The sequence below is a fragment of the Bradyrhizobium sp. BR13661 genome (assembly GCF_029892425.1).
Taxonomy (GTDB): Bacteria; Pseudomonadota; Alphaproteobacteria; order Rhizobiales; family Xanthobacteraceae; genus Bradyrhizobium.
Genome location: NZ_JARXWB010000024.1, coordinates 89,571 through 103,866 on the forward strand (window position 1 = coordinate 89,571; position 14,296 = coordinate 103,866).

A 14,296-nucleotide genomic window follows, 5' to 3' on the forward strand; every position below is an offset into this window, starting at 1 on the left:
GTGCTGAATTGCCCCGCAGTGCGGGGAGCGCGATGACGCTGCATTCTCCTTTCCGACCTCATTGTCGGGGCCGGTCCGTACGAAGCGAAATATCTCGGACCTGGCCCAGACGGCTGTGCCAATTTCGCAATCCAGGGCGCGTCGGGGCAGAGGAACACCCGTGACGGGTCTTTCGACATTGATGCAGTAGAAAAGGTTCGACGATGACAACCAAACTCGACTGCCTGGTAATCGGCGGTGGCCCTGCCGGCCTTACCGCTGCAATATATCTGGGCCGTTTTCGGCGCAATTTCGTCGTCGCGGACGCCGGTGCCAGCCGGGCCCTTTGGATTCCGAAATCACATAATCATGCCGGCTTTCCGGAAGGAGTAACCGGCAGCGAACTGGTGGGCCGTATGCGCTCGCAAGCCGTGAAATATGGAGCGCGTATCGTTTCAGGCACCGTATCCGAACTTGAGCACTTGCCGGACGGAACGTTTGAAGCAACACTCGAAGGCACACAAGTCAGTGCACAAACCGTCCTGCTCGCCACAGGCGTGATCGACAAGGAGCCGGCGCTTCCTAACCTCTTCGATGCGGTTCAGAAAGGCCTCATCCGCCACTGCGGAATTTGTGACGGATACGAAGTGATCGACCACAAAATTGCGGTCATCGGCCATGGCGAAACCGGTCTCGGTGAAGCGCTTTTCCTGAGGACCTACACGGCCGACATCACGCTGTTCTCGCTGGGCGAGCCGCTAAGGCTCGATAGCGCGCAGCGGCAAAAAATGCATGCCGCCGGCATCAAGGCCGTCGAAGAGGCGGTCACGCAAGTCGAAATCGATGAGGGCAAGATCGTTGGGCTCACCATGAACCGTCACGGTACGCTTGCGTTCGATACCCTCTACTCGGCTTTAGGCTGTGCCCCGCGATCATCTCTAGCGGGCGCACTGGGAGCGGCTCTCGATAATCACTGCGTGGTTGCCGACGAGCACCAGCGAAGCACGGTCGCGAACTTTTTCGTTGCGGGAGACGTCGCGAAGGGTGTCGACCAAATCAGCGTCGCAATGGGACACGCTGCTGCCGCAGCAACAGCCATTCATAACTCGCTGCGCGAATAGCCCCTTCGTGGGGCTATCGTCCAGGATCGGTGCCATTATCGTCAGGCCGATCAGGCACGGTGACGGCGCTGCTGCGCGCAGCCACGAAAGTGTGCACCGTCGCCGGACATAAGACCCCGCTCACCAGTGATGGTGATGATGGCCGAAACCGCCGCCGAAACCGAAGCTGATGCCGGGACCGTAGCCATAACCGTATCCCGGACCGTAGGCATAACTAGAATAGCCGGGCTGCACGTAGTAGCGCCGCTGAACATACCGTCGGGAATTGTAGCACCGCCCGTACCTGTCGCAAATGAGGTGAACATTTTCCACGAGCGGTTCGGGCAGCGCAGCGGTGGTCATCTTCGCCAAAGGAAGAGCCGAGGCGGGAGCGCATACCGCAATAGTTAACAGCGCCGCAGCGCCTATGAGCGGAAAACGAGACATAGGATCCTCCCCTCTTTGTAATCGTAGAGAGGAAAGCCGCCACTCCGAAATAAGTTCCCTCAGGCGGTTCGCTTCGCATGGAGGGAACTCCCTCACACGTCTCGCATTGGTTCACGTGATCATCATTAACTCGGAGATGAATATGAACAGGGTGTTGCTCGTTATAGCGTTCGCCTTCGTCAGTTCTGCCGCTGCGGCTGTTGCCCTTCCGGTCGGAAGTCAACCTGGCATGACAAACGCCGGAGCCGAAGTTGTCCAGATTAAGCAAAAGAAGGCCAAAAGCGACGCGAAGAAAATGAAGGGCATGAAGGGCATGGACCATTCCAAGATGAAAATGTGATTCACTTGCTCTCGGAATTCCATCGGGCGCGCCAAATGGCGCGCCCTTATTATATAAAACCGCTGACGCATCGGAATTTATGACGAGAAGACGAACTGATCGCTGCTGTAATTTTAGCCCCTAAACTACTCGCGCCTTGGAGCTATCGCCAAATCTTGGTGACGGCCGGGGCCGGTCAGGCGGCGGCGGTTGCGGGCTGACGATCAATCGGCTTTGCGATGACCTCGATCCCGTTGTTGAATGTCACACCGAGAACGAGTTTTGGCAACTGGTTATGACCGTCGAGACGGCGCCAGCTTTTTTGGGCGCCCTCGATCAGTTTGAAGACCATCGTGAGCGCGGTCCTGTTGGATAGACAGCCCTTCGATCGGATCATGCGGTGGCGCACGGTGGCGAAGGTGCTTTCAATGGGGTTGGTGGTCCGTAAGTGTTTCCAATGCTCGGCCGGGAAGTCGTAGAATGCCAGTAGCGTATCTCGATCCTTGCTCAGGCAGTCGGCCGCCTTGTCGTATTTCAACGCGTAGCTCTCGATGAATGCCTCGAACGCCAGTTCGGCGGCGGCCTTGGTTTCGGCCATCCAGACCTCCTGCAACGCGCGTTTGGCTTTCGGCTGCTGGCTCTTCGGCAACTTGGCGAGCACGTTCGCGGTCTTGTGCACCCAGCCGCGCTGCTCGCGCGTTTTCGGCCAGACCTCACCGGCAGCCTTCCAGAACCCGAGGGCGCCATCGGCGATGACGAGCCGCGGGGGCACGTCGAGCCCGCGCCGCTTCAGATCGAGCAGCAGATCGCGCCAGTCGTGCGCGCTCTCGCGGGCGCCATCGGTGAAGCCGACCAGTTCCTTGCGGCCTTCCGGCGTCGCGCCGATCAGCACGAGGATGCACTGCTTTTCGTCCTCCAGGCGTGCTTCGAGATGGATGCCATCCGCCCAGATGTAAACGTAGCGCTTCGCCGACAGATCGCGCTTCTGCCAAGCGGCGTGTTCGTCGAACCAGCCGTCCTTCAGGCGGCCGATGGCCGATGCCGACAACCCGGCAGCATCATTGCCGAGCAGTGCCGCCAACGCTATACCCTTCAGATAAAGGATCGGCAGCAGCGTCTCGATCGACTTCGACCGGCGCATGTAGGGCGGCAGGATCGACGGCGAGAACCGGATGCGCCCTGGATCGGCGGCGGCGGCTTCGCGGTCACGCACACGCGGCTGGCGGACGGCGACCGGACCGATACCGGTCATCACTTCGCGCTCCGGCAGATGACCGTGGCGGACCACCCGCTGCTGGCCGTCCCCGGTCTTCAAATCTGCATGCTTGTCGAGGAAGTCCGCGACCTCGGCCTCGACCGCCTTGGCAAGCAGCGCACGGGCTCCGTTGCGTAAGATTCCGGTGAGTTGATCGTCGAAGAATCCTGGCTGAATCAGCTTGATAACGTTATCCTGTGGCACGGCATATCGCTCCTTCGGTGGAGAAGTGGAGGCGTCAAGCACCCCCACGATATGCCGCCTTTCCGATTCCCACCGTCACCAACTTTCGGCGATAGCCCCCGCGCCTTGCTGGTTTCTCCTGCACCCTCAGAGCCGGAAGGTGAAATCCGAAGTTCCCTTCCGGCTCTCAAAATTACTCTTCAACCCAGTTCCGACCAGAACCGGCTCTAATCGTGGCGGTCGTCATGGCGATCACCGTGGCGAGTGTCGTGGTGAATGTCGTCGTGATGAGTATCGTGATGGTCATCACGATCTACTCGCACAACCGCATGGTCATCAACAAGACGCCGACTAGCCCGAGAGCGATGAATACTGCCCGGGATTGCGAAATAGAGGGACTTGAAAAGCCACGACAGGAGCCCCGCGGTCCCGGCCGCGCCCAGCGGCGCTGACGAGAACAGGCCCGCCGCAGCACAGCACCGCGAGCATGCGGGCAATTGCACCTATGGTGCGTTCGTTCATGGTGCCACGCCTCTCCGGGCCGGTCCACTCCTGTGGCCGTTCAGAAACAAAGTGCACCCTGTAGTACCTACACGTTCAAGAGGCTTGCGTTCACGATCGCAGGAGCCATCTCCGGAACGTCACGCGCGTCTGCCTGCCGGGAATAGATCGCCTTCAAAACGCTGAAGAGACGCGCGCCGAAGTGCCCGAACTACCTTGCCCAACGTATCGGCGCGCGCGCATCGAACAACGCGTCGATGATGGGACACTTGGGTATTTTCCCGCCCCCGCACTGAGAAGCCATCGTCTCGAGCACGACTTTGAGTTTCTTGAGATCCGCCATCTTTCGGCGGATCGCCTGCACGTGCTCGAGTGCCAACGCTTCAATCTGCCTGCACGTGTAATTGTCGCCATCCACCATTCTGAGCAATTCCCGGATTTCTTCGAGAGTGAAACCCAGATCGCGGCTTCGGAGGACGAAATGCAAGCGTCTGACGAGAGCTTGCCCGTAGAGGCGATGCCCGCCTTGACTGCGAGGCGGCGCCGGTAGGATGCCGATCTGCTCGTAGTACCGGATCGTTTCGATGTTGCAGCCGGTCTGGGCAGCCAGTGCACCGCGAGTCAGGAATTCGTCCCGGTTTGTCGTCTTGCTCCACATAGTATCCGCCTCGAACCTGTAATGACTACAGGTCAGATAGCGCCGACACCCGCCATTGGCAAGGACAACCCACCCCGGGCTGCGCGCGAAGTCGGACCGGAGGGTCCTTTGCGGCATCGCTCGCTGCGGCGAGCGTTTCGCGGAAAAGTGCCATCGCCACGAAATTCGCCCTTGAGCCTGTATTACCTACAGCCACTACGCTCTTCCGAGCTTGCCGAAAACCATCTACGGCACTGACGAAACATAGGAAGTAAATCACGTGATGAAGAGCGCTTCGCAGGGAGCCCCCAATAACACGAAGCCCGCATCGCGCGCTTTGGATCCGAACGCCGGCCGCCAAGCGTTCGACGTTTACTTGAGGCGGCGCGTTCTGACAGAGAATACTCCGGAACTGCAGAGACTGAGTGTCGAGCTCTTCAGATTGCTTGGTTGCGGCGTGCCGGTGACGCGCGAGCAACTCGGCATCGGGTGCGACCTTCCAACGGAACGCATCGACCAGCTTCTGCTCGAATTCCCGCCGACAAACTTTGGATTCGATGAACATGGACAGGTCATTGCATTTGGAGGCCTGAGCCTCGTTCCGACGCACCATCGCTTCCACACGGAAGACGCCGGGCTCTATACCTGGTGCGCTTTTGACGCGCTTTTTCTTCCGGAAATTCTCGGCAAGCCGGCGACCTTGGTCACGCACTGCCCCGGATCCGGGACCCAACTTACCGTCGAGCTGGCACCCGGCCAGTTGCGCTCGACGCCGCCATCCGGCTGCGTGATGTCGATCGTCGCGCCGGATAGCGACGCTTGCTGCGTCAATCTCCGAAGCGCGTTCTGCGACCACGTCAACCTGTTCAAGGACGAACGGACATTCACGGCCTGGTCGCAAGCCCGGCAGGAAGCACATGTAACGCTTCCGGAAGCGCAGATCTTTGCTCGGCAAAGAAACCCGGTGCGGTACCCCGATGTCGACTTGAGCGCCTGACACGCCGCTGAACTGGCATTGATGAAGACGCAGAGGATGCTGTAGGCCAATGAATATGCCGTAGTAGTCCGTCGAGTAGGGTTCAAGCGCAATTTCCTTGAGGCGCCGCCTCACAAAACCGTGTTGGCGGTTCCGAAAGTTCCGCTTGAACCTGTACTTGCTACAGGCCCCATAACACTACAAGGCGTCACGGAGGGCGCAGCACATGGACAAAATAGTGCAACAAAACTTCACTGGCGCAACGCCCTCCTCGCGTGAGGCCGATCGGGGGGATTCGTCGACCCGGACGGCCCGGCTGGCCTCTGTTGGCGGAATTTTGGCGGCGCTGGGCGCGGCATCGTGCTGCGTGGTACCATTTGCTCTTTTCACGCTCGGAATCAGCGGAGCCTGGATCAGCAACCTGACCGCGCTTGAACCCTATCAGCCGATTTTCGCCGTGGTTACCTTCGCCTTCCTCGGTTACGGGTTCTACCTCGTCTATCGCAAGCCCAAGGTGGACTGTGCCGAAGATTCCTACTGCGCCAAGCCGCGTTCCGGACGTACGGCCAAGATCGGCCTTTGGGTCGCCACCGTTCTGGTGATCGTGGCACTCGGCTTTCCAAAAATCGCACCGTTATTTCTTTAGTCTGTTGCCCAATCCAGAATCCAAAAGGAGAGAGATCATGATTCGTATCAGGATCGCCGCCGCTGCCCTCGCCATGGCGCTATCGCCGCTCGTCGCTCAGGCCGCTGAAAAGACTGTTGTCCTCAATGTCGATAACGCCACCTGCGAACTCTGCGCGCCGATCGTCAAGAAGACGCTGTCGCGGGTAAAGGGCGTCACAGCGGTCCAGGTCAAGGAAGCCAACGCGAACGCGAGCGCCGTCGCGACCGTCACCTTCGACGATGCGACCGCCGATGTTCCTACGCTGATCGCAGCGGCCACGAACGCCGGCTACCCCGCACACGTCAAGAACTGAAAACCCCGTTTGGCTCGCCAAAAAGTAAAGGACGCTTCCGACAGCGGGCGCTCGGCTGGCGAGCCAAACGATTCCAAATAAGGTGGAGCGCCGTCCGTCGGCGAACGCGGCTTTCTCCGATCTAATTCAGTATCAGGAGTTTCACGATGACCGTTGGTGACTGTTGCGCTTCCGACGCGCCGAAAGCGAATGGCGGATATGATCTTGCCGTCATCGGCGCTGGCTCGGCCGGCTTCTCGGCCGCAATTGCCGCAGCGGAGCTTGGCGCCAATGTTGCGCTCGTCGGGCACGGGATGATCGGGGGCACCTGCGTCAATGTAGGCTGCGTCCCGTCGAAAACCATGATCCGTGCAGTCGAGGCAGTTCATCACGCGGAAACCGCATCGCGCTTTGCCGGCATCCGGACGGATGGCGGAATCGCGGACTGGGCCGCGGTCGTGCGGCAGAAGGATGAATTGGTGTCGTCGTTGCGGCAGGCGAAGTATTTCGATCTGCTGCCGAGCTACAACACGGTCGCTTATCGGGAAGGCCGGGCCCGGTTGACAAACGACGGCGTGATGGTGAACGGTGAGCCGATCAAGGTAGGCAAGGTCATCATCGCGACCGGCGCCGCTGCGGCGATGCCATCGATCCCGGGGATCGAAAATGTGCCGTATCTGACGAGCACGACGGCCCTAGAACTCGAGAAACTGCCGAAGTCCCTGCTGGTGATCGGCGGCGGTTACATCGGCTGCGAGCTCGGCCAGATGTTCGCCCGCGCCGGCGTCAAGGTGACGATCGCGGTACGCCGCCGTTTGTTGCCGGATGCGGAGCCGGAAATCAGCACCGCACTGACCAAATATTTCACCGAGGAAGGCATCGCCGTTCGCGAGGGGCTCTCATACCGGGAGATCCAACAAGCGCCGATGGGCATCGCGCTTTTGGTTTCAGCCCATGGCCGCGCCGAGACGATCACGGCCGAGCGTGTCCTCATCACGACCGGACGCCGGCCCAACACCGACGACCTCGGGCTTGCGGAAAGCGGTGTCGAACTTCTTTCGAACGGCGGTATCAACGTCGATGACCGCATGCGCACCTCAAAGCTTGGCGTCTATGCCGCCGGCGACGTCACCGGGCGCGATCAATTTGTCTACATGGCGGCTTACGGCGCCAGGATCGCGGCGGAGAACGCACTCAACGGCAACAGGAAACCCTACGATGCGACCGCCATGCCGGCAGTGGTGTTCACCGATCCGCAAGTTGCCAGCGTTGGCTTGACGGAAGCCGAAGCCGGCGCTCGAGGCTTAAAGGTAAAGACCTCTACTCTCGATCTGAAGTATGTTCCCCGCGCGCTGGCCGCGCGCGACACCCGCGGCCTGATCAAACTGGTCGCCGAGGCAAGTAGCGGACGGCTTCTTGGTGCGCACATCCTTGCGCCCGAGGGAGCAGATAGCATTCAGACCGCGGTGCTCGCGATCAAATGCGGCCTGACGGTCGAGCAACTCGCCGAGACGATCTTCCCCTATCTCACGACAGTCGAGGGATTGAAGCTTGCCGCGCAGACCTTCACTAAGGATGTCGCCAAGCTGTCCTGCTGTGCCTGATAGAGCAGCGCGTCGGCCGGGTCCATCGCAGAACCTGATTGGCGGCGAACCTGTGCGGCTGATCGGCGTGGCCGACATCGGCGCCGGCCGGCCACATAAGTTCACATGGTTGAATACATGATCCGCGGACACGTAAAGCGCGGCACCGGCATCATCAAAATCGGAGTGGATCGTCACCGAGGTTCTGGAACTCAGGATTATCGACGATAAACTCTGGCAGGCGGTGAAAGCGCGTCAGAGCGAGATCGCCGACAAATATGTCAATGTCATCGAGACGGTGCGTGAGGCACAGTCGAACCGGCTGAACGGCTTGCACCGACCGAAGTCGCTGTTTTCCGGGTTGATCTATTGCGGCGTTTGCGGCGGCCCCTACTCGCTGCGCGGCCAGGACCGCTATGCCTGTGCGGCCCGTGTTACCAACGGCTCCTGCACGAACAGCCGCACGATCGCACAGGCTGACCTTGAGCAGCGCGTGCTCGCCGGCTCCAGGACCGGATGATGGCGCCGCAGATGGCAGCTGAGGCAATACGCGCTTACGCGGAGGAGACGAACGGGCTTAACCGCGAACGCCGCGCTAGTGGCGAGGGTCACCGCTCGGAGTTGGCGAAGATCCAGCGCACCTTGAAGCAAATGCTGAGTGTGATTGAAGGAGGCGGCCACACGCGCGGCATGACCGATCGCATGCGCGAATTGGAGGCCCGCGAGGACGTGCTGAAGGAAACTCTAGCGCAGGTGCCGGCAGATATTCCGGACATCCATCCGAACGTGTCGTGTGTCTATCGGATGAAGGTCGAGCGACTGGCGGAGGCGCTCAACAACCCCGAGGATCGTGGTGAGGCAGCGGAAGCAATCCGGGGGCTGGTTGAGAAAATTACGCTGCGCCCTGGCCCGAACCGCGGCGAAATCGACGCCACCTTACACGGCGAATTGGGCACGATCCTTGGCTGGATCGAAGCGCAAGTCATTGGAAAGACTCGGAAACGCGACACTCCCGCAGCTTTCGCTGCGGGAGTGTCGCGAGCGGGGACAGGATTTGAACCTGGGATTTCACGCAGTGAGTAAGACCTGAAACAATTAGTACGGAGAAGTCGGCGCGATCAGCGTTCTCGTTGCTGAATTCTCACGCGCTCGCCGTTCCGGGCTTGCAGAGCATCACCTTTATCGCCTTCCGATCGATGACGGTCCTGAGCTGGTTCCATGACGGTTGCTCGGCCGAATGAGTGTCCTTGCCCAAGATGGTGTGCGATCCGTTCCCTCGCCGCTTCCATGATGCTGTGACGCGCGCGTAAATCCTTGGGAAACGCGCGCTCCAAGGCTTTCTCGATGATAACCATTTGCGACTGCGCCGTCACCAGATCGGGTTCACGGGCGGCTGTCTGCCGATCTGCCGCGCGAAATTTCTCAGCAGTCACCTGCCAACGATTGCGCGGCATCTGACGCTGTTCGATATGTGCATGCCCACTGGTGGCGTCGATCACCCTGATCTCTTTTGTGACGCGCTCGACACCGTCCCGGCGCACGTGAACGCGATCACCGGGCTTCGCGTTGCTGTCGGCCGTCGCCTTTTCAAGACCCACGCCCCACACTTGATGCTGGCGGCCATTGTCGAGCTCGAGAGCAACATAAGTGGTCGCTTCGGCATCGGTACGATTGCGGTAAGGTGCCTGACCGACCTCGATCAGGCGTCCGGATATGCCCTTGTCGTAGTCAAACTTATCCGCGCGCTCTCCTTTATCGGAAGCCCAACGAGCCTCGACTTCCGGGGTGCCCGAATGGGCCCGGTCCCAGACTTCTCGCCGATCAGCAAGGGTCTGTCGGTCAAGCTCAGTTGGCTGATAACCCTGAACCTCTAGTCCGCGCGCGCCGGCTTCAAGCCAGGCCTCGCGCCGGAATTCCACGGAGCCGCGGACCTGGAGAGAATCCCATTGCCGATGTTGCGCCACGCTGACCATGTCGCGGATCACTTCGGCCGCCGCCAGACGCGTGACCAGGCGGTCGTCGGTGACCTTGAAAGCGAGATACTCGCCGCGCTCGTCGGCATAAAGCCGCGCCTCGCCGGCTGGCCGATCTTTTCCGGGCTCATTGGTCACCACATAATATTTGCGCCGGATACGATCGGGCAGCGCATCGCCACCGACCATCGCGGAGGGTGATTTGTCCGACGTCGTCGCCCGACCCTCGCCTGATTTGTCTGCATTGGGATCGCGACCGGCGCGATCCTGCCGTTTGAGGCTAAAGTCCTCGCCGCCGTCAAGCGTGCCGTTCATGTTGCCGTCCATTCTGCTTCCGGCTTGGCCGTCGCGCCAGTGGGAGGGCCTGAGCGTCGATGTAATTCAAGGTCCAGGCTTTCATGTCGTCCTCGGACAGCCCTTCAAGATCCACATCCACATCGCCGAAATCGAAACTGGCATTTGCGGGAATTGTGGAGGGGTCCGCCACTTCCTCGTCGGTCATCGGCCGCGTGCGAAATACCGCGCGCAGTTCGGCGACCTCGGAGCGAAGCTCCTTGATTTCGGCGTCAAGCAGCGCATTCGAACGGCCCTTGGGCATCTCCGGGACGGGTGCCGGTAGTAGACGTGTGAGGAACGCCTTGTCTTCGTAGTATACAATCTTGTCGGCAATGATGGGCGGAATGCCGGTGCCGAGGATGAAGGCCTTGGATTTTGCGAGCAGTTTGAGCTCTTGAGGAAGCATGAGCGCGCGACGATGCTCTGAGATCGTCTCGCTGGTCGAGCGCATCGCAAGTCCCTTTGGACCGCTGCGGCTGCGCGCTTTCACGGTGTCATAACCGATGCGCTCCGAAAGCTCATTAGCGATCTCCTGTTCCTTCGGCGCGAACACTACCTCGACGGCATGGTTGGTCATGAAGTTGCGGGCCGCATCGAGTCCATAGATTGCGCGTAGCTGCGCCGGGCTCTGAACCACGGTGAGCAGGCGGATGCCGTATCCGGCGATGAACGCGACCGATTTCGCCAGCACATTGACATTGCCCAGCGCTGGAAATTCGTCGAGCAGCAGCAAAACCTTGCGAGTGAGTTTGGGGTTCTGTTCCGGCAGCTCGCGGGTATTAAGATCGACCACCTGCTGAAAAAGCAGATTCAGAAGCGGCGCCATGCGGTCGAGATTGTCGGGCGTCACGCCGAGATAGATCGACATCGGCCGTTGCCGCAAGAGGCGCAAATCGAAATCGTTGGTAGATGTGGCTGCATCGATGCGATGGTTCAGCCACAGACCGAGCCTTGCGGTGACGGTCTTGCGCACCGAGTTCATGGTGTTTTCGGAAGCGGCGAGGAAGTCGTTCAAGGCTGTTATGCAGTGTCGCGACAGTGGCGAAGGTCCGGACTTGCGAACGGCGATGATCTTCTCAAAATGCGTCTTGAGGTCGGGAGCCGCGGACAGCTGGTGCAGGATTTCGCCGATCGTCAATGGCAAGCCCGGCGTTTCCGCGACATAGCCGCCGATTGCAACGAAGGCCGAGCGAGCCGCCTCGAACCAGAACGGATCGCCGCGGCTTTCGGCCGGAAACAACATCACAGCGATGCGCTGCAGATCGTCATAGAGATCCGCCGGATCGCTGCGCACATAACCGAGAGGATTGTAGCGAGCGGTGCGACCGTTTTCCTCAAGCGGATCGAACAGATGGACCTCCTGACCATGGGCCGCCCGGAATCCCGCTGAGCGATCCCAGTTCTCCTTCTTCACATCCAGCACAACAACCGAATCCGGCCAATTGAGCAGGTTCGGAATGACATAGCCGACGCCCTTGCCAGCGCGGGTCGGTGCGTAAACCAGGACGTGTTCGGAGCCGCCGAAACATAGCAGCGCACCGTCCTTGCGTCCGAGCAGGATGCCTTCAGCGGAACGCAAGCCCGCGGCCTTGATCTCCCGCTCTGAGGCAAAGCGCGCGCTGCCATGAAGAGGGAGCGGGCGTTCACGGAGGATAGCGCCGAGCATTCCGAACACCACAACGACGCCGGCGAGCGTTGCCAACGTCAGCCAGCGGTCGAATCGCGGGTCGGCGCCGTAACGCGGCCATCCCGTGGCGATCTCCAACCAGTGGAATCCGCCGTCATGCAGCCGCAACCCGAGCAGCAGAACGTTGGAGGCGACCAGTAGGAACAACGCGCTGGCTGCAAGCGCGAGCGCGCTGCCGAACGCCGCCTTAGCTGATGTGGTCGCGTTTGCGAACGGGGTCATAATAGATTTCCGTGATGCGGTAGCGGCCATCGCGCTTTTGCATCTGGACCACGACGTCGACCAGCAGCAGCAGCAGCGAGCGGATATCGTCGCGATGCAGATCGCGTCCCTCCGCGCTTTCCTTGACCAATAAGGTGAGTTGTTCGAAGGCGAGCCGGGCACTGTCGGCATGAACCGTCGTGATCGACCCCGGATGTCCGGAATTCACGTTCCTCAGGTAGAAGAAGGCGGTCCCATCGCGCAGCTCCTGCAACAGGATCCGGTCGGGCCGCATCCGCAGGCAGGATCCCAGCAGTTCGCGCGGTCCGACTTTCGCAAGACCCTGCCCGTCCTTGGCGTAGAGCAGCCGCACACAATTTTGATGCGGGATGACAAGCTCGGCGGTGTCCTCGATGGCAATCAGACGTTCATGCGCCGGGATCGCCGCGATCAATGCCTTCGACAGCGTAGTCTTTCCCGAACCAGTCGCCCCGGAAATGATGATGTTGCGACGAGTTGAGACCGCAAGCTCTAGAAACTCGCGCCAGGCACCGGCTTCTTTCAGGGCGAGCAAGCGATGCTCGTCGGCCGTGAGGTCGTCACTGGCGGCGCGGACCTCATCGAACAGTTTTGTTCGCTCAAAGGCGTCCAGTGTCATTGTCAACACCGACGGCTTGCGGATCGTGAGACTGACCATGCCGGCCGGCACCGCTGGCGGCACCACGATCTGGCAGCGCTCTTCGCCGATCAAGCTGGTCGAGACCACCGGGTGTTCCGGACCGATGTCCTGCCGCGTATGGCCGGCGGCAGCGGTCGCGAGATGCATAAGGTAAGCATGGGTGAGTGCTGGTGCTTCATGCCGGGTCCAGCCGCCAGGTCCTTCCACGAAAATCTCGCCGGGTCGGTTGACGACGATTTCGGTCAGGGTGTCATCCGCCAGATATGGCGCCAACGGCTCAAGATAGCGCGCCAGTACGAGGCGGCCGCCATCGCGTTCGATCGATGTGACCTCGCTCATTTTGTTACCACAGCCGGGGCCACGATGACCCCGGGGACGGTGCGGTCCAAGATCTGCGTGCGGCTCTCGATCCGCCGCAATTGATAGACGGAGGAGAAATCGACGTCGCGGGCGACAAAGATATTGACCAGTTCGCCTTGGTTCTTGTTCAGCGTCGGCGGGATGTTGATGGACTGCTCGACGGCAATGCTGGCGGCGGTGTTGGTGGCGCCCGTCGTATTGTTGACTTGGATTGAGCTGTCCTGCAGTTGCTGGCGCCCTATCGAGGATGCGTCGCTGACGATCGACAGCAGCAGTGCAGAACCGAACCGCTCCCAGAAATGGGTGTCGAGGTCGCCGTCGAACCCGGCGCGGCCCAGCGCGTCGGTTGCGGGCGAGGCCAGAGCTGCGATCACCCCAGTCGGGGTCTTGGCGCGGGTCCACAACACGAACATGCGTTTTGAGCCGCGCCTCACATTGCCGCGATATTCGCCGACCACTTGGGTGCCCTTTTCCATCAGCACGACGTTGCCGGAATCCGACATGACGTCTCGCATAACGACGCACGAGACGAAGCCCGCCACGTCCGACGACATCGCCGTCTCCAGCACGCACGGGATCGACGTTCCCTGTGTGACCAGCAGGTTGCGATTTGGAAGCCGTGCCGCGCGCACCCCCTCGATCGGCGTGGGCTTGAGCTTGTCGGCAAGGTCGTTGCGCGGTTCCCCTCGCCCAAAACCGTAGGGATCGATTGCGACGCTTCCGGTAGCGCCGTCGCGGGCGGCATGTCCCGATGAAATCGGCCGATTATAGGCCAATACTGGCGCGCGCCGCGCACTCTCCAGCATTTGGTCCGGTGCGGGCACAGGTGCTGTTGACGTGGCCGCGACCGGCGCGACCGGGATGGACGCCGTGATGGTCGGCACCGCCGGCGCTTCCTTGACGGGTTCGAACGCCGCAGCCTGCCGGATCATGAGCTTGCGGGCGGAATCGCTGACGGGCTTGTCGCCTTTCCAGGTCCCCCAGATGATCAGGAACGCAAACGCGGTTAGCGCCAGCGCGCCGAAGCAGCGTTTGAGCATCGCCGTTCGACCCTTGTCTGCTGTTCCCACGGGAGTAATGCCACGGTCATCGGGCAGCGTCTCGTTTTGAAGCTCGGTCAT

16 protein-coding genes are annotated in these 14,296 nt (G+C 60.7%); 9 read left to right on the forward strand and 7 right to left on the reverse strand.

The window, feature by feature from the left end:
* Window positions 1-203 precede the first annotated feature (203 nt).
* Window positions 204-1,100 carry an NAD(P)/FAD-dependent oxidoreductase gene (locus tag M2427_RS30645; RefSeq protein WP_021078684.1) on the forward strand — a complete coding sequence of 299 codons (897 nt, stop codon included), beginning with the start codon at window positions 204-206 and terminating at the stop codon, window positions 1,098-1,100.
* 120 nt (window positions 1,101-1,220) lie between these two features.
* On the opposite strand, the gene M2427_RS30650 is transcribed toward M2427_RS30645, so the two are convergent.
* Window positions 1,221-1,526 carry a hypothetical protein gene (locus tag M2427_RS30650; RefSeq protein ID WP_021078683.1) on the reverse strand — a complete coding sequence of 102 codons (306 nt, stop codon included), beginning with the start codon at window positions 1,524-1,526 and terminating at the stop codon, window positions 1,221-1,223.
* 142 nt (window positions 1,527-1,668) lie between these two features.
* Between M2427_RS30650 and M2427_RS30655 the strand changes: the two genes are divergently transcribed.
* Window positions 1,669-1,866: a hypothetical protein gene (locus tag M2427_RS30655; protein WP_021078682.1), complete on the forward strand. Its 198-nt coding sequence runs from the start codon at window positions 1,669-1,671 to the stop codon at window positions 1,864-1,866.
* A 175-nt stretch (window positions 1,867-2,041) separates the two neighbouring features.
* Here the strand turns inward: M2427_RS30655 and M2427_RS30660 are convergent, their stop codons facing one another.
* Complete coding sequence (locus tag M2427_RS30660) at window positions 2,042-3,304, reverse strand: IS256 family transposase (protein ID WP_280710573.1); 1,263 nt, start codon at window positions 3,302-3,304, stop codon at window positions 2,042-2,044.
* 224 nt (window positions 3,305-3,528) lie between these two features.
* Here M2427_RS30660 and M2427_RS30665 point away from each other — a divergent pair, with 224 nt between their 5' ends.
* Window positions 3,529-3,735 (forward strand): hypothetical protein, encoded by a 207-nt coding sequence (locus M2427_RS30665; protein WP_021078680.1) that lies wholly within the window; start codon window positions 3,529-3,531, stop codon window positions 3,733-3,735.
* Between the two features lie 260 nt (window positions 3,736-3,995).
* On the opposite strand, the gene M2427_RS30670 is transcribed toward M2427_RS30665, so the two are convergent.
* On the reverse strand, window positions 3,996-4,442 hold the full coding sequence (locus M2427_RS30670) for a helix-turn-helix domain-containing protein (protein WP_021078679.1): 447 nt from the start codon (window positions 4,440-4,442) through the stop codon (window positions 3,996-3,998).
* A gap of 262 nt (window positions 4,443-4,704) precedes the next feature.
* Here M2427_RS30670 and merB point away from each other — a divergent pair, with 262 nt between their 5' ends.
* The 6 genes from merB (at window position 4,705) to M2427_RS30700 (ending at window position 9,022) form a co-directional block, all read left to right on the forward strand.
* On the forward strand, window positions 4,705-5,418 hold the full coding sequence (merB, locus tag M2427_RS30675; RefSeq protein WP_106940472.1) for an organomercurial lyase: 714 nt from the start codon (window positions 4,705-4,707) through the stop codon (window positions 5,416-5,418).
* 205 nt (window positions 5,419-5,623) lie between these two features.
* Window positions 5,624-6,043 carry a mercuric transporter MerT family protein gene (locus M2427_RS30680; protein ID WP_021078677.1) on the forward strand — a complete coding sequence of 140 codons (420 nt, stop codon included), beginning with the start codon at window positions 5,624-5,626 and terminating at the stop codon, window positions 6,041-6,043.
* A gap of 37 nt (window positions 6,044-6,080) precedes the next feature.
* A complete protein-coding gene (locus tag M2427_RS30685; protein ID WP_280710574.1) occupies window positions 6,081-6,377 on the forward strand; it encodes a cation transporter in 297 nt (98 codons plus the stop codon).
* A 146-nt stretch (window positions 6,378-6,523) separates the two neighbouring features.
* A complete protein-coding gene (gene merA / locus M2427_RS30690) occupies window positions 6,524-7,960 on the forward strand; it encodes a mercury(II) reductase (RefSeq protein WP_021078675.1) in 1,437 nt (478 codons plus the stop codon).
* 223 nt (window positions 7,961-8,183) lie between these two features.
* Window positions 8,184-8,459 carry a zinc ribbon domain-containing protein gene (locus M2427_RS30695; RefSeq protein ID WP_280710575.1) on the forward strand — a complete coding sequence of 92 codons (276 nt, stop codon included), beginning with the start codon at window positions 8,184-8,186 and terminating at the stop codon, window positions 8,457-8,459.
* Window positions 8,459-9,022, forward strand: coding sequence for a hypothetical protein (locus tag M2427_RS30700; protein ID WP_021078673.1), 564 nt, complete (start codon window positions 8,459-8,461; stop codon window positions 9,020-9,022). The genes M2427_RS30695 and M2427_RS30700 overlap by 1 nt, the downstream gene beginning before the upstream one ends.
* Window positions 9,023-9,057: 35 nt before the next feature.
* Here the strand turns inward: M2427_RS30700 and M2427_RS30705 are convergent, their stop codons facing one another.
* Genes M2427_RS30705 through virB10 form a run of 4 tightly spaced genes read right to left on the reverse strand, consistent with a single transcriptional unit; the run spans window position 9,058 to window position 14,296 of the window.
* Entirely contained in the window at window positions 9,058-10,239 is a 1,182-nt protein-coding gene (locus M2427_RS30705) for an LPD7 domain-containing protein (protein WP_021078672.1), read from the reverse strand.
* On the reverse strand, window positions 10,211-12,187 hold the full coding sequence (locus M2427_RS30710) for a type IV secretory system conjugative DNA transfer family protein (protein WP_348521957.1): 1,977 nt from the start codon (window positions 12,185-12,187) through the stop codon (window positions 10,211-10,213). Before M2427_RS30710 ends, M2427_RS30705 begins: the two co-directional genes overlap by 29 nt.
* Window positions 12,123-13,154, reverse strand: a complete 1,032-nt coding sequence (gene virB11 / locus M2427_RS30715; protein WP_172240985.1) for a P-type DNA transfer ATPase VirB11 — start codon at window positions 13,152-13,154, stop codon at window positions 12,123-12,125. Before virB11 ends, M2427_RS30710 begins: the two co-directional genes overlap by 65 nt.
* Window positions 13,151-14,296: a type IV secretion system protein VirB10 gene (gene virB10 / locus M2427_RS30720; RefSeq protein WP_172240988.1), complete on the reverse strand. Its 1,146-nt coding sequence runs from the start codon at window positions 14,294-14,296 to the stop codon at window positions 13,151-13,153. Before virB10 ends, virB11 begins: the two co-directional genes overlap by 4 nt.